The 18,914-nt window shown below is 61.8% G+C and carries 20 protein-coding genes; 9 read left to right on the top strand and 11 right to left on the bottom strand.

Annotated elements, in window-relative coordinates:
- Positions 1-627 carry an OmpW/AlkL family protein gene (locus BMX85_RS28730; protein ID WP_090327701.1) on the bottom strand — a complete coding sequence of 209 codons (627 nt, stop codon included), beginning with the start codon at positions 625-627 and terminating at the stop codon, positions 1-3.
- 186 nt (positions 628-813) lie between these two features.
- Between BMX85_RS28730 and BMX85_RS28725 the strand changes: the two genes are divergently transcribed.
- Genes BMX85_RS28725 through BMX85_RS28690 form a run of 8 tightly spaced genes read left to right on the top strand, consistent with a single transcriptional unit; the run spans position 814 to position 7,182 of the window.
- A complete protein-coding gene (locus tag BMX85_RS28725) occupies positions 814-1,317 on the top strand; it encodes a (2Fe-2S)-binding protein (RefSeq protein WP_090327697.1) in 504 nt (167 codons plus the stop codon).
- Positions 1,314-3,509: a xanthine dehydrogenase family protein molybdopterin-binding subunit gene (locus tag BMX85_RS28720; RefSeq protein WP_090327693.1), complete on the top strand. Its 2,196-nt coding sequence runs from the start codon at positions 1,314-1,316 to the stop codon at positions 3,507-3,509. The genes BMX85_RS28725 and BMX85_RS28720 overlap by 4 nt, the downstream gene beginning before the upstream one ends.
- A gap of 12 nt (positions 3,510-3,521) precedes the next feature.
- The gene (soxX, locus tag BMX85_RS28715; RefSeq protein ID WP_229210716.1) at positions 3,522-4,016 is read left to right on the top strand and encodes a sulfur oxidation c-type cytochrome SoxX; all 495 of its coding nucleotides are present in this window, start codon (positions 3,522-3,524) and stop codon (positions 4,014-4,016) included.
- Positions 4,013-4,462 (top strand): SoxY-related AACIE arm protein, encoded by a 450-nt coding sequence (locus tag BMX85_RS28710; protein ID WP_090327687.1) that lies wholly within the window; start codon positions 4,013-4,015, stop codon positions 4,460-4,462. The genes soxX and BMX85_RS28710 overlap by 4 nt, the downstream gene beginning before the upstream one ends.
- Entirely contained in the window at positions 4,462-4,788 is a 327-nt protein-coding gene (soxZ, locus tag BMX85_RS28705; protein WP_090327682.1) for a thiosulfate oxidation carrier complex protein SoxZ, read from the top strand. Before BMX85_RS28710 ends, soxZ begins: the two co-directional genes overlap by 1 nt.
- A complete protein-coding gene (gene soxA, locus BMX85_RS28700) occupies positions 4,785-5,558 on the top strand; it encodes a sulfur oxidation c-type cytochrome SoxA (protein WP_090327678.1) in 774 nt (257 codons plus the stop codon). Before soxZ ends, soxA begins: the two co-directional genes overlap by 4 nt.
- A gap of 26 nt (positions 5,559-5,584) precedes the next feature.
- On the top strand, positions 5,585-5,908 hold the full coding sequence (locus BMX85_RS28695; RefSeq protein ID WP_090327673.1) for a c-type cytochrome: 324 nt from the start codon (positions 5,585-5,587) through the stop codon (positions 5,906-5,908).
- Positions 5,905-7,182 (top strand): NAD(P)/FAD-dependent oxidoreductase, encoded by a 1,278-nt coding sequence (locus BMX85_RS28690; RefSeq protein ID WP_090327669.1) that lies wholly within the window; start codon positions 5,905-5,907, stop codon positions 7,180-7,182. The genes BMX85_RS28695 and BMX85_RS28690 overlap by 4 nt, the downstream gene beginning before the upstream one ends.
- Before the next feature lie 4 nt (positions 7,183-7,186).
- Here BMX85_RS28690 and BMX85_RS28685 read toward each other — a convergent pair whose 3' ends face one another.
- Positions 7,187-7,927, bottom strand: a complete 741-nt coding sequence (locus BMX85_RS28685) for a substrate-binding periplasmic protein (protein WP_229210715.1) — start codon at positions 7,925-7,927, stop codon at positions 7,187-7,189.
- 264 nt (positions 7,928-8,191) lie between these two features.
- On the opposite strand from BMX85_RS28685, the gene BMX85_RS28680 reads away from it, so the two are divergent.
- Positions 8,192-9,190, top strand: a complete 999-nt coding sequence (locus BMX85_RS28680) for a hypothetical protein (protein ID WP_090327818.1) — start codon at positions 8,192-8,194, stop codon at positions 9,188-9,190.
- Positions 9,191-9,226: 36 nt separating this feature from the next.
- On the opposite strand, the gene BMX85_RS28675 is transcribed toward BMX85_RS28680, so the two are convergent.
- The 9 genes from BMX85_RS28675 to BMX85_RS28645 all read right to left on the bottom strand — a co-directional run.
- Positions 9,227-9,493, bottom strand: a complete 267-nt coding sequence (locus BMX85_RS28675; RefSeq protein ID WP_177196906.1) for a Wadjet anti-phage system protein JetD domain-containing protein — start codon at positions 9,491-9,493, stop codon at positions 9,227-9,229.
- Positions 9,494-9,613: 120 nt separating this feature from the next.
- A complete protein-coding gene (locus tag BMX85_RS28670) occupies positions 9,614-10,591 on the bottom strand; it encodes a PoNe immunity protein domain-containing protein (RefSeq protein WP_090327659.1) in 978 nt (325 codons plus the stop codon).
- A 14-nt stretch (positions 10,592-10,605) separates the two neighbouring features.
- On the bottom strand, positions 10,606-10,929 hold the full coding sequence (locus BMX85_RS30290) for a hypothetical protein (protein WP_143068093.1): 324 nt from the start codon (positions 10,927-10,929) through the stop codon (positions 10,606-10,608).
- Positions 10,930-10,934: 5 nt separating this feature from the next.
- The gene (locus BMX85_RS28665) at positions 10,935-12,191 is read right to left on the bottom strand and encodes a hypothetical protein (protein WP_090327654.1); all 1,257 of its coding nucleotides are present in this window, start codon (positions 12,189-12,191) and stop codon (positions 10,935-10,937) included.
- Entirely contained in the window at positions 12,188-12,769 is a 582-nt protein-coding gene (locus BMX85_RS31250; RefSeq protein WP_229210722.1) for a DUF2345 domain-containing protein, read from the bottom strand. Before BMX85_RS31250 ends, BMX85_RS28665 begins: the two co-directional genes overlap by 4 nt.
- A gap of 127 nt (positions 12,770-12,896) precedes the next feature.
- The gene (locus BMX85_RS31245) at positions 12,897-13,562 is read right to left on the bottom strand and encodes a type VI secretion system Vgr family protein (RefSeq protein WP_229210714.1); all 666 of its coding nucleotides are present in this window, start codon (positions 13,560-13,562) and stop codon (positions 12,897-12,899) included.
- A 176-nt stretch (positions 13,563-13,738) separates the two neighbouring features.
- Positions 13,739-14,764, bottom strand: coding sequence for a PoNe immunity protein domain-containing protein (locus BMX85_RS28655; RefSeq protein ID WP_090327651.1), 1,026 nt, complete (start codon positions 14,762-14,764; stop codon positions 13,739-13,741).
- A gap of 5 nt (positions 14,765-14,769) precedes the next feature.
- Positions 14,770-16,500 (bottom strand): hypothetical protein, encoded by a 1,731-nt coding sequence (locus BMX85_RS28650; protein WP_090327649.1) that lies wholly within the window; start codon positions 16,498-16,500, stop codon positions 14,770-14,772.
- The coding region (locus BMX85_RS28645) for a type VI secretion system Vgr family protein (RefSeq protein ID WP_090327646.1) at positions 16,497-18,914 on the bottom strand (2,418 nt) is incomplete at its 5' end. The genes BMX85_RS28645 and BMX85_RS28650, both read right to left, overlap by 4 nt.

Below are 18,914 nucleotides of genomic sequence, written 5' to 3'. Positions count from 1 at the left end.
TTAAAACCGGTAACCGACACCCACACCGATCATCAGCGGATCGACCTTGACGCGGCTGGCCTTGACGCCGCCGATCATGACGTCGCTGCGGATCTGCGCTTTCTTGATGTCGAAGTTGAGCGACCATTGTTTGTCGATCGCGTAGTCGACGCCCGCTTGCAGCACCAGTCCGACGCTGTCGTGTTCCAGGCTGGCGGCGCCATTGAGCAGGCGCACCTTGGACATGGTGGTGTAGTTGACGCCGGCGCCGACGTACGGCTTGAGCGGCGCGTCCGGCGTGAAGTGGTACTGCACCAGCAGCGATGGCGGCAGGTGCTTGAAGGTGCCGATGTTGGTGCCGTCCAGATAGACGTCGTGCTTTTGCGGATAGGTCAGCACCAGTTCCGCCGCCAGGTTGGGCGTGAAGAAATAGGAGACGTCGAATTCGGGGATGGTCTCGTTGCTGACGGTGAGGCGGTCCGACGCGCCGGCGCCGCCGACCGGATCCGACTTGTCGGCCGTGTTCAGATGCACGGCGCGCACGCGCACCAGCCACGGCGATTCTTGCGCCGCGGCGCTGCCCATTGCAACACCCGTCAGGCTCAGGGTGGCCAGTACTGCTGCTGCGATTGCTTTGGTCTTGCTCATTTCACTTCCTCTTTGATGTCGTCTTGGTTTAGTCACTCAGTAACGATTCAAAGTCTATTGATCTGGAGCATGAAAAACTTTGATCCAAGTCAAGAATGGAAATATTTCGTTGATGATGCAGAGTTAATGTAGTGGGTGTAGTATCACCAGCGGTGTAGTGGGGCAATCAAATCCAGGGAGAAGTGCATGGCTAAATTGAACGTCAACGGCGCGGTGCGCGAATTCGAGGCGGAGGACGACACGCCGCTGTTGTGGGTCATACGCGAACAACTGGGGTTGACCGGCACCAAGTACGGCTGCGGCGTGGCGCAATGCGGCGCCTGCACCGTGCATATCGACGGCGAACCGACGCGCAGCTGCGTGCGGCCCGTGTCCACCGTCACCGCCGAACAAAAGATCACCACCATCGAGGGCTTGTCCAAGGACGGTTCGCACGCGATCCAGAAGGCCTGGGCCGCGCTGGATGTGCCGCAGTGCGGCTTCTGCCAGTCCGGCATGATCATGGCCGCCGCCGCGCTGATACGCGAAAAGCCGAAGGCCACCGACGCCGACATCGATATGGCGATGACCAATATCTGTCGATGCGGCACCTACAACCGGGTGCGCGCGGCGATCCATGTGGTGGTCAAGGGCGGCGATCCGAAAAGCGCCGGCCTCAATATCGAGCACGTGGAAGGGGGCAAGGCATGAGCGCCATCTCCGTGTTGCCAGGCTCGGTCTCGCGCCGCGGCTTTTTGAAGGGCGCGGCCGCCGGCGGCCTGGTGGTGGCGTTCCATATCCCGTTCGACGCGGTGGCGCAGGGCGCGCCGGCGTCCTCCAAAGGCACGCCGGAGGTCAACGCCTGGGTGGTCGTCAAGCCGGACGACACCATCGTGATCCGCATCGCCCGCTCCGAGATGGGCCAGGGCACGCTGACCGGCCTGGCGCAGCTGGTGGCCGAGGAACTGGACGCCGACTGGAGCAAAGTCACCACCGAATATCCAACGCCGGGACAGAACCTGGCGCGCAAGCGTATCTGGGGCAGCTTCTCCACCGGCGGCAGCCGTGGCATCCGCGAATCGCACGATTTGGTCCGCAAGGGCGGCGCCACCGCGCGCACCTTGCTGGTGCAGGCGGCGGCCGATGCGTGGAAGGTGCCGTCGTCCGAATGCGTGGCCGCCGTCAGCGTGATCACGCACGAGGCCAGCGGACGCTCCATCAGCTACGGCAAGGTGGCGGAGGCGGCGTCGAAGCTGAGCCCTCCGGCCGAAGTGATGCTCAAGGACCCGAAGGACTGGAAGCTGGTCGGCAAGCGCCTGGCGCGCCTGGATACCGTGGACAAGACCACCGGCGCGCAAATCTACGGCATGGACATCAAGATGCCGGGCCTGCTCAACGCCGCGATCAAGGATTGCCCGGTGTTCGGCGGCACGGTCAAGAGCTTCGACGCGGCCGCGATCGAAAAGCGTCCCGGTGTGAAGAAGGTGTTCAAGGTCGGCGACAGCGCGGTGGCGGTGGTGGCCGACACCTGGTGGCGCGCCAAGTCCGCGCTGGACGCCTTGCCCATCGAATGGGACAAGGGGCCCAACGCGAATTTGTCGAGCAAGGACGTGGCGGCGACGCTGAAGGCGGCGCTCGACGCGCCCGACGCGGTGGTCGGCAACTCGAACGGCGACGCCAGGGCGGCCATCAAGTCCGCCGCGCGCACCATCGAGGCGGTGTATTCATACCCGTGGCAGAACCACGCGACGATGGAGACCATGAACGCGACCGCGCTGTGGACGCCGGAGCGCTGCGAAGTGTGGACGCCGACGCAAAACGGCGAGGCGGCGCTGGCCGCGACGTCCGAGGCGGCTGGCCTGCCGGCGGCCAAGTGCGACGTCTACAAGATGCATCTGGGCGGCGGCTTTGGCCGGCGCGGCGCCTCGCACGACTGGGTGACGCAGGCGGTGAAGATCGCGAAGGAGATGCCGGGCATACCTGTGAAGCTGATCTGGACGCGCGAAGAGGACATGCTGCATGGCCGCTACCATCCGATCACCCAGTGCAAGTTGACCGCCGGCCTCGATGCCAAGGGCAATATCACCGGCCTGCACATGCGCATCGCCGGGCAGTCGATCCTCGCGTCGCTGGGCATGGCCATCAAGGACGGCAAGGACCCGGTGGTGTTCCAGGGGCTTAACGCGCCGGGACCGGAGGCGTCGATCGGCTATTCGTTCCCGAATCTGCTGGTCGATCACGCGATGCGCAATCCGCCGGTGCCGGCCGGCTTCTGGCGCGGCGTGAACCTGAACCAGAATACGATCTACCTCGAATGCTTCCTCGACGAGATAGCCTTCGCCACCAAGCAGGACCCGCTGGCGCTGCGACGCAAGCTGATGGCCGAGCATCCGAAGCACCTGGCGGTGCTGAACGCGGTGGCCGAAAAGGCCGGCTGGGGCAAGCCGGCGAAGAAGGGCGTCTATCGCGGCCTGGCGCAGACGATGGGCTTCGGCAGCTACGTTGCCGCATGTGCCGAGGTATCGGTCGACCAAAAAACCGGCAAGGTCAGGATTTTGCGCATCGTCGCGGCGACCGATCCTGGCTACGCGGTCAACCCGCAGCAGATCGAGGCGCAGATCGAAGGCTCGTTCGTGTATGGCTTGTCGGCGTCGTTGTACGGCGAGTGCACGTTGAAGGATGGGCAGATGGAGCAGTCCAACTTCGACACCTACCAGGTGCTCAAGCTCGACGAAATGCCGAAGGTGGAGACGATCATCATGCCGTCGGGTGGATTCTGGGGCGGCGTGGGCGAGCCGACCATCGCGGTGGCCGCGCCGGCGGTGTTGAACGCGATCTTCGCCGCCACCGGCAAGCGGATACGCGACCTGCCGCTGAAAAACCATAGTTTGAAGAAGGCGTAACAAGGTGGCGGCGTGGCTGCGCGGGTAGGCGGAGGCGCCGGGGGCTGGTTGGCGCTGGCCTCGGCCAATGCCGTCGTCGCCCTCGCCGCGCTGACCTTTGCGCGGCCTGCCGCCGCCGATGCCGGCTACGTGATCGCCGCCGACGGCATCCCGGCGCCGCTGGCCGGCGCGGTCGCCGGGGACCCGGCGCGCGGCCGCGCGCTGGTGGCCAGCCGCCAGGCCAGCCTTTGCCTGTTATGCCATACCGGTCCGATTCCCGAGGAACGTTTTCAGGGCAATCTGGCGCCGGACCTGCAAGGCGCGGGCCGGCGCTGGAACGCGGCGCAGCTGCGCTTGCGCATCGTCGACGCCAGCCATTTCAACCCGATGACGATCATGCCTTCCTATTACAAAACCGATGGCCTGAACCGCGTGGCGCCGGCCTTTCAGGACAAGACGATATTGACCGCGCAGCAGATCGAGGACGTCGTGGCCTGGCTGCTGACACTGAAGGAGCAAACACCATGAAGCGTCGCGGTATGCTTGCCGCCGGCACCGGGCTGGCGATGCTGGCGCTGGTGCGCCCGGCCTTCGCCACCACCGATGAAATGGCTGCGGCGATCAATGCCTTCACCGGCGGCGTCAAGCCGGCCGAAGGCAAGATGACATTCGATATCGCGCAACTGATCGACAACGGCAACGCGGTGCCGGTGACGGTTTCGGTGGACAGCGCGATGAGCGCGGCCGACCATGTCGGCGCGATCGCCATTTTCAACGAACGCAATCCGCAGACCGACGTGGCGGTGTTCACGCTTGGCCCGCGCGCCGGCAAGGCGCAGGTGTCCACGCGCATCAGGTTGGCGACCTCGCAGAAGCTGACGGCGGTGGCGCGCATGGGCGATGGCAGCTACCGGTCCAAATCCGTGAGCGTGATCGTGGCGCTGGCGGCCTGCATCGAAGGGGAGGCTCCCTGATGGCGCGCGCTTTGATCCACATGCCGGCGACGGCCAGGCGCGGTGAAATCATCGAGATCCGCGCGCTGATCGGGCATCCGATGGAGACCGGGTATCGCCCCGGCGCGGACGGCAAGCTTATCCCGCGAGACATCATCCGCAAGTTTGTCTGCCGCTACAACGGCGAGCAGATTTTCGGCGCCGAGCTGCACCAGGCGGTGTCCGCCAACCCGTACATCAGCTTTTTCACCATCGCCACGGAGACGGGGACGCTGGAGTTCGCGTGGGAGGGCGATAACGGTTTCGCCCAGACGGAGAAGATGAATTTGACGGTGGCACCGGCATGAGCCGGCGGCTGGGCGGCGCGTTGTGCTGCGTCGCGGGCATGTTGATGCTGGGCGCGACCGGCGCCGAGGATGCGCGCCGCTCCGGCGGTGAGTTCATGAGCGCATCGACGCAGGCGATGCAGCGCGACGACACGCTCAATCCGGCCATGCTGTGGATCAGCGGCGGCGAGGCGCAGTGGGGCGCCGCCGCCGGCAAGAGCGGCAAGTCATGCGCCAGCTGCCACGGCGAGGCGAATCAGAGCATGCGCGGCGTGGCGGCGCGTTTCCCGGCCTTTCACGCCGGGAGCAAGACGACGCTCAACCTGGCCCAGCGCATCAACGTCTGCCGCGAGCGTAAGCAGCAGGCGCCGGCGCTGCGGGCGGAGAGCGAAGAGCTGCTCGGGTTGGAGGCCTACGTCGCGCTGCAATCGCGCGGCATGCCGGTGGCGCCGCCGCAGGATGCCGGGACCAGGGCGTCGGCCGCGCGTGGCAAGGACTTGTATGTGCAGCGCATCGGGCAGTTGAATTTGTCGTGCGCGCAGTGTCACGATCAGCGCGCGGGCGGACGCCTGGCCGGCAGCACGATACCGCAGGCGCATGCGGCCGCGTATCCGATCTACCGGCTGGAGTGGCAGGCGATGGGATCGTTGCAGCGCCGCCTGCGCAACTGCATGAGCGGCGTGCGCGCCGAGGTGCCGGCATTCGGCGCGCGGGAGCTGGTGGATCTGGAGGCCTGGCTGGCCGTGCGCGACAAGGGGATGAAGGTGGAGACGCCGGGGGTGAGGCCATGATGTATTCTATTTTTACGGGAGTGGCGATGTTATTGAGGATATTCACGGTAATGGGGCTGGCGCTGGCCGTCGCCAACGCGGGCGCGGCGACGATCTCCCCCGGTGCGCGCCTCGCCGCCAACTGCGCCGCATGCCATGGCACCAACGGCGACACCAAAAACGCGCCGAATTTCGCAACCCTGCCCGCCCTGGCCGGGCAGCCCCGCGAAAATCTGGCCGCCAGCCTGCGGGCCTTCAAATCCGGTACCCGTCCGTCGACCATCATGACGCAAATCGCCAAGGGCTACACGGACGAACAGATCGAGCTGCTGGCGGCTTTCTTCGCCGCGCAGAAGAAGGCGACGCCATGAAACGCCGCCAATTCATCCAGGCCGCCGGAGCCGGCACCTTGCTGGCTTCGACCGCCGGTTGCGCCGGCATCGGCGGCCAGGCCAGACCGCAGGTGGTGGTGGTCGGCGGCGGCTACGGCGGCGCCACCGCCGCCCGCTATGTGCGCATGTGGAGCGAAGGCGCGATCGACGTCACGCTGATCGAACCGGATGCCGGGTTCATCTCCTGTCCGCTATCGAACCTGGTGCTGGGCGGATCGCGCGGCATCGCCGATTTGTCGCTGTCGTATGAAGCGCTGGCCGGAAAGCACGGCGTGCGCATGCTGCGCGATACGGTGACGGCGATCGACGCGGACCAACGCACGCTGGCGCTGGCCGGCGGGCGGACGCTGTCCTACGACAGGTTGATCGTCTCGCCGGGCGTGGACTTCATGTGGGACCAGCTGTCCGGCATGCTGAAGCCCGGCGCGCGCGAATCGGTGCTGCATGCGTGGAAGGCCGGCGCGCAAACCGTCGCGCTGCGTGCGCAGTTGGCGGCGATGCCCGACGGCGGCGTGTTCGCGGTGACCATTCCGCCGGCGCCGTATCGCTGTCCTCCGGGGCCGTACGAGCGCGCCTCGCAGATCGCTTTTTACTTCAGCCGCTATAAACCGAAATCGAAAGTGCTGATCCTGGACGCCAATGACGATGTGGTGTCCAAGGGGCCGCTGTTCAAGAAGGTGTGGAAGGAGCGGTATGGCGGCATCATCGAATACCGGCCATCGTTTAGAACCGCCGATATCGACGCGGCCACGCGCACGGCGGTGTCGGAACTGGGGGACCGGGTGCGGGCGGATGTGCTCAATGTGATTCCGCCGCAGCGGGCCGGGACGATCGCGGTGCGCAGCGGCCTGGCGAACGCCAACGGCCGGTGGTGTGGGGTGGACTTCCTCAGTTTCGAATCGACGCAGTCGAAGAATATCCACGTGCTGGGAGATGCTATCCAGGTGTCGCCGTTGATGCCCAAGTCGGCGCACATGGCCAATCAGCATGCGAAGGTGTGCGCGGCGGCGGTGGTGGATATGCTCAACGGCCGCGCCCCCGACCCGCATCCGATGCTGACCAATACCTGCTACAGCTTCGTGTCGGACAAGGATGTGATCCATGTCGCCTCGGTTCACGCCTACAGCGCGGAGCAGAAGACGCTGTTGGTGGTGTCAGGCTCGGGAGGCGTGTCGACAGGTCCTAGCGCGCTGGAAGGCGAGTACGCGATGAATTGGGCGCGCAACATCTGGGCCGATACCCTGGGCGCGTGACGGCTTACCGGTAACGGGCCAAAATCTGCTCGATACTGCCATCCTTGAGCATGGTCTCAATGACACTATTGACCTGCTCGAACGGCACCTGCGACTTGCGCGAGAACGCGCATTGCGCCTTGAAATTGATAAAAACCAGCTCCGGACGCAAATGCAGCGCCGGATATTGGCGCTGCAGGTAGGACATCGTGGTCTCGCCGATGACCGCGTACTGCGTCTTGCCGGCCAAGATCTGCTGGATGTTCTGCTCGATCGTGAGCGCATCGACGCGCTTGAACCCGTTGCCCAGCACCTGCTCGATGCGCGGATAGCGGTATCCGCCGACCGTGCCGACCGGCTTGTTGCGCAAGGCCCGCAGCGAGGCGATCTGCGGCGCGTCGCCGCGCGCGACCACCATTTCGGTGTCCGGCAGCAGCGGCGTGCTCCAGTTGTAGTCGCCGTCGATCCAGAACGGCATCACGTAGCACATGCCGTCGGCGCGGCCGCTGGTCAGCACCTGCTTGACGCCCGGCACGTCGACGCTGAGATAGACCGCGCGCCGCCCCAGCCGCCTGGCCATGGCGTCGCCCAGGTCCTTGAGGATGCCGCCCGTCAGGATGCCGTTCTCGAAGCGCACGATCGGCATGGCCTGGTCCAGCGGCGCGATCATGATGTACTCCCCCGGCGCGGCGTGCGCGGTGGTCGAGGCGCATAGCGGCAACATCGTCAACAACGTGGCCGCTATGCGCTGGGCGGTTTTCAGCATGTCCGGTTATCCTGAATGAAAGTATTTCCCCATTATAAAGCCGACGCGACCTTATCAGGATGTCATGCGATCCCAGCCTTCGCTGATCGCCGCCGTGAACTTCTCCGATGACAGTCGACAGCGTCGCCGTGGCGGCCAGTGCCGTTTGCCCTTACGCAAAAATGGCGCAGGGTTTTCCTAGAGGCAAGCGGGCGCTGAGTTTGCCGCTTACCACGTAGACTGGTTTTTCGTATCGACCCCATGCGTTTAACCGAGGAGCCCATCATGACCCATACATTGGCAGCCGTATTTGAAACCCGCGCCGAGGCCACCCAAGCTCAGGAAGAACTGATCTTGAATGGATTCGATCGCGGCAGCATCCAGATCACCGATTCCGGCAGCGCCGCCGGCCGCGCGCGCATCGACGACGACGCGTCGATCCTGGGCAACATCAAGCAGATGTTCAGCGACCTGATAGGACGTGAGCACGCCGACCGCCACGTCTACGCGGAAGCGTTAAACCGTGGACACACGGTGCTCACCGTCGAATCCGAGGACCTAGCCAAGGCCGACCTGGCCGCCGACATCGTCGAGGATTTCAACCCGATCGACATCGACGAGCATGAAACCATGTGGCGCGCCAGCGGCTGGACCGGCGCGGAAATCCTGCGCAGCGGCACCGGCATGCAGCAGACGTCGTACGGCGCGCTGCAAAGCACGCCGGAGCCGGCGCTGCAGAGCGCGCCCGAGCCGCACGGCATCCGTCCGCGCGAGGAGGCGGTCGAGTTCGTCCGCTCCGAGCAGGGCATGCTGACGCAAGGCTCGCTGCAGCGCGGCGAGATGATCTCGCCGGACGGCCCGTTCACCGGCGACCCGTTGGCCGAGGGACAGCGCACGGTGCAGCGCAGCGGCATGCGGATTTATCCGCGCGATGTGGCCGCCGGCGCGAACGAGGACAGCCTGAATATCCTGCGTGGCGAGCGTGTTGACGAGCTTGACAGCAAAGCCAACCAGGATAGTTTGAACATCCTGCGCGGCGACAGCGACGGCGACGAATATTTCCGCTCGCACTGGGAGAAGACGTACACCGGCGGCACGTACCAGGAATACAACCCGGCGTATCAGTATGGCGAATCGATGGCCGGCAGCCCGTCGTACAAGGACAAGCCGTGGGAGCACGCCGAGCCCGAGCTGCGCACGACCTGGGAGAACACCTATCCGCAGTCGAACTGGGAAAAGTTCAAGGAAGCGGTGCGGGCTGGCTGGGAGCGTGTCACGAAGTAAGTTGTTGGCGGCTCGTGGCGGATTACGGCGTGCCGCCTAATCCGCCCTACGTGGATCACGGACGGACTGGCGGTCGACGGCCATCATCGATGAATGAACCATTTCTTTTAGCGTTGGCCACGCGACATCCCAACCGATCCGCTCCGGCTGCAACCGCAGCTTTTGCCCCCACGTATTTTTGCGCAGTGCGCCGCAGACGGCGCGCTCCTCCCTTGTCAGCGCGGAAAAATCATCCGCCGCATGCTGCGTTTGCTCCTCCGTCCACAACGTCGAAAATCGCAACATCGTCGCTTCATCCAACATCCGCCACACCCGCGCTATCGCCACCCGCCACCCGCCACTTATATTTTGCATGGTGTTGTGTCTAGCGGCTGACCGCCTTGGTTGCCCTACCTGTAAGGCCTTGACGCCTCATCGATTTTCTCACGGTCCGATCCACTGCCAAATCGTCAGGCCATACTGTGCATCCGGGAAGTCTGGCATGACGGTGCCTGCGGAGAAGTGCGCTTGGCTTGCCGCTTTTGCCGGCGAAAACCACTGGCCTGACTTCGGACAGGGTTCACCACCCCCTACGCGTGACGGCTTCGTGTTGGTCTGTTGCGTTGCATCGTTGCTCGCGATGCTGCGCGCGTAATCGACAAGGTCTTTAGGATACACCGTCTCGTCACGGTAGGATGAGTCGTCAATATTGTAGAGATAAGTGAAGACCCCGGCGCACATGGCCCAATATCCGAAATACGGTGTAAATTCTGGTTTTATCTTTTCATGCTTCCCCCAAAAATGCGCTTTTCCTTTCATACTGGAATACCATTTTTTCACATACTGGCGCATTTCTGTTGCCATCTCTTCCGGGGTATCGCTGTCGACTACATCCAGTAGCTTCTCATACTGTTTTTTCCACAGTAGATAGTCAAGCCATGGACGATCTGGTAGGAAATGCTTGAAAAGCTCTTCTAGGACGGCGTCAACGCGATCAAAATCAGTTCCTTCATTGAACGCGCAAATTCTCGGCACTAAATCCTCCCTGCGCAATAGGATTGCGACCGCTGCCATATTTAGATAATCGACATATGTGTCGATCATATCGTTCATGATGAACGGTGGCCGGTAGTCACCGTCTGGAAGATCATCCAAACACTCGATCCAGCGCTCGTATCCCAGCACGATATTGTCCAGGGAATTGGCTAATGCCGTTAGACTTTCCCCCGCCGTATAACGCAATTGAAAAATTGTCCAGCTATCCAATGCTGACAGCTGCAGATCTCGGCATCTGTCTATGAGAGGCAAATCTTTTGGGGACTCGATGGTATTCTCAGCCTCTAGCTGGGCCACCGTGTTGAGGTAGCTCTCTTCGTCAAGATAAACCTGCCGGCGCTTTTCCGCGAATTCTAGTTTTCTCATGTAGTTATTCCTTGTTATTTTTTAGTTTTTTTGGACTTTTTACGTCTGCTTGGCTTGCCAGTAGTTTTGTATTCGGCCTCTGCCGCATCAAGATCGCCTTCGCCGAATTCTCTTTGAACATCATGGCGGTTGTGTTCCTTCGCATATTTTTGCGCTCCCACCGGATTGCTGACAAGACCGTTCTGAATGATTTTTTCCATTGCGATAATGTGCTCCGATGCTTGGAGTGGGGAGACGAGAAATACATGGCGGGAATAATTCGATCCACCTCTAGAAATCTGGCTTTTATATCGATAAAAATCCTTATCGATGCGGTCCAGAATCCATGTGCGGCTCATCTGCATCACCATGCCCGCTTTGGGACCTCGGGCAGATGCGTTGCCGCTTGGTGATCCGTTCTTTTTTTTCGATCGACTGTTCCTCCTGAATTACCAGCGCTCCCTTTGGCTTCTCCCAGCATACTCAACAGCTTCGCGGCCGGACTCATGCTTGCCTTCGCTTCCACCACGGCGAACTGGTGTGGCCTTGGACGATTGGTTAGCCAAAGTGAGTCGATACCGTTGGTCAGCACATGTACGCTAGGTGTACACAGATACAGCGGTACCTCGTTGTCATTTAATTTCTTGAATTCGCTTTGCCAACCGGCGGCTTTTTTGCCAGGGCCTCCAATCATGTCATGCCGGTTCCAGCTAAGTCCCCAGCCCTTGTGCTCGATAACATGGTGGTCGACGATATGCTCGCCCGGCAAGCCTTTAGCGGCGTTCTCCAATCCCTTGTAAGCCTGAAAAGCCGTGCGCTGCACCACGTTGGCGATTTTACCGGTAGTGGTACGCCCATTCAGTCGCGGCTTGTCGGCCACCCGCAAATGGTTATTAGCGCTGGCGCCCCTGGCCCCACTGGCCCCGGCCCCATGATGCCCACCACGCGGAATACTCCCAGCATTGCTGGCCACCGTCATCACCACGGCCGCCGCATGCTGCCCCAACAGATCGGTGATGAACGCCTTGATATACCCGGACCCCTCCCGTATCGGCCCGGCTAACTGCCCGCGCATTTTCTTGATCCCCGGCGAAACGTCGCGCGCCAATTGTTCCATATGGTCCGGGCACCACCAATGCCCCTGGCCGATATAGTCGAGCAGCGCGATGCAGCTCTCCAGCGCCATGTTCGCCTGCACGATCGCCGCCTGGGTGTTGCCGGCCCAGTCCAGCGCCTTGACCCACGCCAGCGCGCCGCCTTTTTTCTTCGACAGCATGCGTTCGATCATCGCCACGCCGCTGTTGACCGCGCCCTTGAGCGCCTTGCGTTCCTTGTACAGCGGCTTGAATACGGTCTTGAACGCGCTGCCCACCTCCGGCACCACGCCGAACGCGGCGAAGCCCAGATAAATCTTTTGATCGATCGTCGCCTTGGCGAAGCCGCCTTGCTTGTTGATCCGGTACAGGCTGCCCGAAACATCGCGCACGTCCATCACCTGGTCGACCACGGGAATCAACGAGATCAGGCCGCCAATGATCTGGGCCGACACCATCTGGTCCTCGTTGAAGTCGCCCATGATCAGGTCTTCGAGGAATTTCATGCAATCGTCGACGAGACTCATACCCACCCCTGACTTTGCTCACGCAATTTGCGCTCGCGTTCCATCTCCGCATCCATCGCGGCCTTGAAGTCCGGCTTCTTATACGCCGGCGTTTCTTCCTCGGGCGGCTTCCACGGACGCGGATCGTCGCCGTACTCGACTACATACTCTCCCGGTGGCGTGCCGGTCAGCAAAGCGTGCCCCTTGTCATCGAGTTTGCCTTCGCGCACGGTGCCATTCTCGAAGGTGACCTTGTAGGCGGCGCCGGGAATGGGCGCCAGGTCGTCGTAATGGAACAGGATCTCGATCGAGTTATCAAGATCGGCCGCCTGCGGCAAGGCCGGCAACGATGGTGTCGCGCTCATCGGCCCTGTCAACTCCTTCATGCTGGCCTTGAACTCGATCTTGCCCGGCCCGTGCAATTCGATGTTGCCGCCCTCAAGCTCGAGGTGCGCGCCTTGCGCGGTCAACCGCACATGCTGCTTGCCGGCGACGGTGATGCCCTTGGCGGTGCTGGCGAAGGTGAGCGCCTTGTCGGCCGTCAGTTTGGTCTCGTCGGCCTGGCTCTGGCTGCTGACCTTGCCGCTGGCCGCGTGCAGGCGGATGCCGATCTCCTGATTGGGTTTCTGCGCGCTGGTCGCCTTGCCGTAGGTGAAGATTTGATACCTTCCTTCACGCTCGCGTAGCTGTTGCGCTGCGACGCGAAATTGATATCGTGGCCGGCGGTCAGGCTCGTGCCGGCGGCGCCAAGCACCGCGTTGGCCGGCGTGTTCGCTGCGATCCGGCAGGCGAACTCAATTGCAGATGCGGTTCGCTGTAGGCCGTCACGTCCGACTCCACCGCGCCCAGCACGCCCAGCAAGTCCTTGCTGCGCTGGAGCTGGGCGATGGCGGGCAGCGGCTCGGCCGGCCCCGGCGCGGGCGCCTTGCCGCCGAACGTCAGCGTGCTGTGCTTCTGCGCCATCTCGTCGAGATCGGTTTGCAGCTGCACGCTTTCCTCCAGCTGGGTGATGGCCTCTTTCGAATCCATCTGGCTGCCGGTGGCGCTGCCACGCGCGTCGGTCGACAGCAGCACGCCTTTGCCGGCGCGCACGGCGACGCCGTGCTCGGTCTTGAGCTCGGCGCCGAAACCGGCCGCCTTCAGGCGCTGGTTGTCGCTCTGGTGCAGCAGGTGGCCGAGGTTCAACTCGGCCGTGCCCTGGTGCGCGGTGGCGTGGCGCTGCAGACCCACGCGCGATTGTCCAGGACTGTCGTCGAACACCAACTGGTTGTAGGCGCCGCTGCCACCCTGGCTCGATTGGATCGCCTGCGTCTTGATGCCCGACAGCGCCGCCGGATGCGCATGCCCGCCGGCCTCGCCGGGGAACCACGCGGGTGCGTTGCCGGTCGCCACACCGGCGCCGCCGGCCACCTGATTGTGCTGAGCGGCCGCTCGGATATGTCCGTTGTCGACGCTGCCGAGCACCACCGGACTGGCGGTGACATTGCCGTCGAACGCTTATGAAATGGCAGATCTTTTTGTGGATCAATGGTTCTTTTTGCCATTTTTCCCGCTATCTCTTTCGAGTGCTATTGCTCCTCACTCCACTGCCAGATCGTGTACCCATATTCCGAATTTTCAAACACGGGCATGATGTCGCCTTGCTTGAAGTGCCTGCGACTATTTGATTTAGCCGGCGTTTCCCAAAAACCTGTTTGGGCGCACGGCTGGCCGCCCTCGACACGGCCAGGGCGGGTTGGGGTTTCGGTGTCCAAGCTCGTGTAGCGGTCTTGCTCCCGCAATGTTCGAGCATAATCCACTAAGTCTTTTGGATAGACTAAATGGTTGATTTGACTGTCATTCAGGTCTAGGAGGTAGACCACTGCGGCCGCTTCAAACGCCCAGTAGCCATAGTAGCCTGCGTAGCCTTCCTTATTGATATTGAGATGCTCGTCGTACCAGCGTGGGTGATCCTTCATTGCGGAATACCATTGCTCGAGATACCTATTAAGCAGGTCGAGTGTTTTTTGTTCGTCCTCTTCGTAGAAAACTTGCAATAGGATGTCGTACGGGTCCCCGAGCACGCACGAAGACAGCGCAATGTCATCCTCAATATATCCACCAATTAATTGCTCAAACAAGCCATCTTGTCCTCGGTGGCTGCGTAGTATGTGAATTATGCGTTTGATTGCGCGTAGATCACGCAGTAATATGGCAATACTCAAGAGCTGGAGGGTATCTTCATAATCGAACAAGATGGAGAAATCCGGTGCCGCGTGGTATTCGTAGGAACCGTATTCCGGGAACTCCAGCGCCGCCTCCTTTAAGAATGGTTGATGGATATTGTTCCATTCCTCGAACGCGTCCACTATGCCAATTATTCGTGGTGCCAGTTCACTAATTGGAACGCCTGCGGTGTAGTCGAGCATCCAGATCCAGAACGATTCCAAATATAAAAATCGATGAACGATAGAATGGTCTTCAGCCGTCTCCGCAGTTAGTTTGTTTTCTAGTTGGCCATTGATTAATTTAACCTGATTTGCGCGCGTCTTCTCATAAAGCTCTTCGTATAAAAATTGCTGTCGGCGGCGCTCATGAAAAGGTGTATTATTCATAATTTTCAAATCTTTCTTTTCTTAACCGGGCTTGGCTTTTTGGCTTCCAGGGCTTTTTCTTGGGAAGCTGTATTGTTCGATTTTAATTTGACGTTGGTGCGAGCTTTAGCAATTCGATCTATTTCGGCATAATGAAATGTTTCCGATATCCCATGAGTCCCCTTGTGCTTGTTATGAATTTCTATATTGTAATAATCATTTGAAGATATTAATTCAAACATTGCCGCAAGATGATCCCCAGCGCCAGGCGCGACACTCAACTTCATCGTGCTCACGTGCACAGCGTTGGCGAAGGGATTGGTAGTGGAAGGAAGAGCAAACATAAGGTACACCCAGCGATTTTTTAAATTGCTAATCGATTGCATTGAGGTTGTCTTAGTGCTTGCTACAATCCATCCTTTTCCCATTTGCGTGCCCTTTTTGGGTTCAGCGAGTAAGCTCCACAACAGCTGCTCCCTGTCGTTGAGCGTGGCCGGCGGCTCAGGGATGCTTCCATTTTTTATGTTTTTTTGGAGGCGGTAATGCAAACTATAGGCATTTTCGCTGAACTTGGCTTCAATAAAATGATAAGTGTTTTCGTTAGTTTGCCAGATTGTGTCGACGCCGTGCACGCGTACTTTTGCAAGGTCTTCTGGGACCAGTTCGCTTGGACGTTCGTCTTTATTATTAGGCCCCACAATGCGCGGATAATTTGACCGCCATTGGCCGTGAATATTGCCATGTGGCCAAGCACCGGCTTTGCCCAGCACATGTTCCATGTGGTAATAATCGGCCATATGCTCGCCGATTAAACCTTTTGGTCCGAACTCTAGTTTAGAGAGCAGTTGCCGTATCGGCCGCTGAGTATGCTTGACAGGCGCGCTGCCGCCGTCGGTGCTTTGACGGCTGGAGTCGGCGACCGGCTTGTGCTCCTTGCCTTTGCCCGGCGACGTCGTTTCCTTTGCTTTTGCCGTGGTGGTTGTGGAACCGCTCCGCGCCGATCTGGTCGAGCTCGGATGAGGCGTGGCGCTGTGGGGATGTGCAGCGCCTGTCCGGTGATCCCGTTTGGCGGCGGGATTGCCAACCACCGTGGCCGCTGTCGCCACTTTCTTCGCTACCCACAGCGCGTCCTCGCCCAGCATGTCTTTGATCATGTCCTGCAGCGCTTGAGCACCCTGTGCGATGCCGACTTTGAGCGGCCCGCGCACGCGCTCGACTTGCGGTTTCAGGTCACGTGCCAGATGCTGCAAGTCCGTGGGCAACCACCAATGCGGTGTCGACAGGATAGTCAGTAGCGCGACGCAGTTGTCCAGCGCACCCATCGCCGTCTGGATGGCCAACTCGGTGTTTTGAGCCCATTGGAACGTCTTCATGAATTTGATCGCGGCGCCCTTTCCTTTGCCGAGCATGGCCTCGATCATCACGTTGCCGCCGGCTGCGGCGGCACCGGCCTCTTTGCGGTATTTGCGTATGGGCTTGACGATCGTCTTGAACAGGCTGCCGACTTCGGGAATACAGCCGAACGCGGCCAGCGCCATGTCGATCCAGTCATCTTTGTCAGCGCGCGCTACGCCCTTTCTGCCGACGCGATAAATCATGCCCGACACATCGCGCACGTCCATGATCTGGTCGACCACCGGAATCAGGGAGATGGCCCCGCCCACGATCATGGCGGCCTTGCCTTGATCCTGTTCAAAGTCGCCCAGGATCAAATCCTTGAAAAACTCGACGACGTCGTCTACAAAGCCCTGGCTCATGTCATACCGCCTGTTTCATTTTTTTTCCTTGCCGCTTCCAGCAATGCGGCTGCTTGGTCTTTCTGTTGCCGTGCTTGTAGAAGCTGAGGATCGGGCGTCAGCGGCGGTGCTTTCCATGGCCGCTCATCTTCACCGTATTCGACGTGGTACTCGCCTGGCGGGACATTTTCAAGACGGGCATGCCCCTTCGCATCAAGCTTGCCGCTGCGCGATGTGCCATCGGCGAAGGTGATCTTGTACGGAGCGTTCAGAACCGGCTCCAGGTCGCCGTAATGCAGGTTCAACTCGATCGCCTGGTTGATGTTTCCCGCTTTGGGCAAGGCCGGCAGCGTCGGGGACGCGCTCATCGGCCCCGTCAACTCCTTCATGCTGGCCTTGAACTCGATCTTGCCCGGCCCGTGCAGCTCGATGTTGCCGCCCTCAAGCTTGAGATGGGCGCCTTGCGCGGTCATCCGCACATGCTGCTTGCCGGCGACGGTGATGCCCTTGGCGGTGCTGGTGACCGTGAGCGCCTTGTCGGCCGTGAGTCTGGTCTCGTCGGCCTGGCTCTGGCTGCTGACCTTGCCGCTGGCCGCGTGCAGGCGGATGCCGATCTCCTGATTGGGTTTCTGCGCGCTGGTCGCCTTGCCGTAGGTGAAGAATTTGATGCCTTCCTTCACGCTCGCGTAGCTGTTGCGCTGCGACGCGAAATTGATATCGTGGCCGGCGGTCAGGCTCGTGCCGGCGGCGCCAAGCACCGCGTTGGCCGGCGTGTTCGCTGCGATCCCGGCAGGCGAACTCAATTGCAGATGCGGTTCGCTGTAGGCCGTCACGTCCGACTCCACCGCGCCCAGCACCTCCATACTGCGCTGGAGCTGGGCGATGGCGGGCAGCGGCTTGGCCGGCCCCGGCGCGGGCGCCTTGCCGCCGGCCGTCAGCGTGCTGTGCTTCTGCGCCATCTCGTCGAGGTCGGTTTGCAGCTGCAAGCTTTCCTCCAGCTGGGTGATGGCCTCTTTCGAGTCCATTTGGCTGCCGGTGGCGCTGCCACGCGCGTCGGTCGACAGCAGCACGCCTTTGCCGGCGCGCACGGCGATGCTGTGCTCTGTCTTGAGCTCGGCGCCGAAACCGGCCGCCTTCAGCCGCTGGTTGTCGCTCTGATGCAGCAAGTGGCCGAGGTTCAATTCGGCCGTGCCCTGGTGCGCGGTGGCGTGGCGCTGCAGACCCACGCGCGATTGTCCAGGACTGTCGTCGAACACCAACTGGTTGTAGGCGCCGCTGCCACCCTGGCTTGACTGGATCGCCTGCGTCTTGATGCCCGACAGCGCCGCTGGGTGCGCGTGGCCGCCGCCCTCGCCGGGGAACCACGCCGGCGCGTTGCCGGTCGCCACGCCGGCGCCGCCGGCCACCTGATTGTGCTGGGCGTCGGCCTGGCCGCGCCCGTTGTAGACGGTGCCAAGTACTACCGGCCGGTCGATGTTTCCCTCCAGGAAATCGATCAATACTTCCTGGCCGATGCGGGGCAGGGCGCTGCTGCCCCAGTTGGCGCCGGCGACCGGCGCCATCGGCGTGGCCACGCGCACCCACGTTCCCGCCTGGTCGTCGCCGGGCGCGCCGGTATGGCCGTCGGGCATGGGGTGTTGAAGGCGGCTGTGGCTTTGCGCCCCGCGCTGCCAGTGGAACTGCACTTTCACGCGATGATCTCGGTCGGTGTGGATCGGCGCGCCTGGCGGGCCGACCACAATGGCGGTTTGTTGGCCGTGGATGGTGGGGCGCGGATGGAGCAGCTGGCCGTGGGCGTCCGTGCCGCTGGAGCGGTAAGGAATGTTGCTGCGGATCGCGTCGATGCGGACCCGGTACAAAGGCCGCTCGCCGATGGCCTTGCCTACCGCGTGCAGGCTCGTTCTCTCCTCCTTGCCGATCAGCGCATCGAGCAGGCCTTCGCCGAGCCGCTGCATCAGGCTGGACTTCAGGTCCGCGCTGAGATTGTTGTGCATCAGATGCACAGTGCGGACGACAAGAAAGCTGCGCTCGTCGTCGCTGCCGGCCAGATCGAACTGGGCCTGGCCGGTGAGGGCGAACGTGGTGCCCGGCGCGAGCGTGCGCACGGTGCCGGCGCCGACGTGGATTTCCTTGCCGGCCTCGAACGCCTGCAACTGGTTGTCGGCGATGCGCTGGCCTTGTTCGCGCGACTGGTAGGCGTAGGCGCCGGGCGCGTCGCGGCTGACCAGCGGGGCGCCGTCGCCGCCGTCCGCGCTGGCGGCGCCGACCGGGCGGGTGTCGAGCGAGCGGTAGTCCCAGCTGCTCAGCTCGATGGCGTTGGTTTGCAGGCGCAGCTCGGTACGCCAGCGGTCCAGCGTGTCCTCCCGCATCGTCGCGCCGGGCTGGCTGAAGGCGATGCTGGCCTGGGCGTTGGGCTTGAAGCTGCCGCTGTGGTC

Source organism: Duganella sp. CF517 (assembly GCF_900110275.1).
In the GTDB taxonomy this organism is placed as follows: Bacteria; Pseudomonadota; Gammaproteobacteria; order Burkholderiales; family Burkholderiaceae_D; genus Rugamonas.
The sequence above is the reverse complement of the archived record's forward strand: the minus strand, read 5'-3'. Positions and strand labels throughout refer to the sequence as shown.

Bases quoted from the DNA above. Each gene is read 5' to 3' on its own strand.
- BMX85_RS28670 (WP_090327659.1), bottom strand. From the start codon at position 10,591: ATGAGAAAACTAGAATTCGCGGAAAAGCGCCGGCAGGTTTATCTTGAC.
- BMX85_RS28675 (WP_177196906.1), bottom strand. From the start codon at position 9,493: ATGTTGGATGAAGCGACGATGTTGCGATTTTCGACGTTGTGGACGGAG.
- BMX85_RS28650 (WP_090327649.1), bottom strand. From the start codon at position 16,500: ATGAGCCAGGGCTTTGTAGACGACGTCGTCGAGTTTTTCAAGGATTTG.
- BMX85_RS28685 (WP_229210715.1), bottom strand. From the start codon at position 7,927: ATGCTGAAAACCGCCCAGCGCATAGCGGCCACGTTGTTGACGATGTTG.
- BMX85_RS30290 (WP_143068093.1), bottom strand. From the start codon at position 10,929: ATGAGCCGCACATGGATTCTGGACCGCATCGATAAGGATTTTTATCGA.
- BMX85_RS28720 (WP_090327693.1), top strand. From the start codon at position 1,314: ATGAGCGCCATCTCCGTGTTGCCAGGCTCGGTCTCGCGCCGCGGCTTT.
- BMX85_RS28730 (WP_090327701.1), bottom strand. From the start codon at position 627: ATGAGCAAGACCAAAGCAATCGCAGCAGCAGTACTGGCCACCCTGAGC.
- BMX85_RS28710 (WP_090327687.1), top strand. From the start codon at position 4,013: ATGAAGCGTCGCGGTATGCTTGCCGCCGGCACCGGGCTGGCGATGCTG.
- BMX85_RS28680 (WP_090327818.1), top strand. From the start codon at position 8,192: ATGACCCATACATTGGCAGCCGTATTTGAAACCCGCGCCGAGGCCACC.
- BMX85_RS28665 (WP_090327654.1), bottom strand. From the start codon at position 12,191: ATGAGTCTCGTCGACGATTGCATGAAATTCCTCGAAGACCTGATCATG.
- BMX85_RS28725 (WP_090327697.1), top strand. From the start codon at position 814: ATGGCTAAATTGAACGTCAACGGCGCGGTGCGCGAATTCGAGGCGGAG.
- soxA (WP_090327678.1), top strand. From the start codon at position 4,785: ATGAGCCGGCGGCTGGGCGGCGCGTTGTGCTGCGTCGCGGGCATGTTG.
- soxZ (WP_090327682.1), top strand. From the start codon at position 4,462: ATGGCGCGCGCTTTGATCCACATGCCGGCGACGGCCAGGCGCGGTGAA.
- BMX85_RS28695 (WP_090327673.1), top strand. From the start codon at position 5,585: ATGTTATTGAGGATATTCACGGTAATGGGGCTGGCGCTGGCCGTCGCC.
- BMX85_RS28655 (WP_090327651.1), bottom strand. From the start codon at position 14,764: ATGAATAATACACCTTTTCATGAGCGCCGCCGACAGCAATTTTTATAC.
- BMX85_RS28690 (WP_090327669.1), top strand. From the start codon at position 5,905: ATGAAACGCCGCCAATTCATCCAGGCCGCCGGAGCCGGCACCTTGCTG.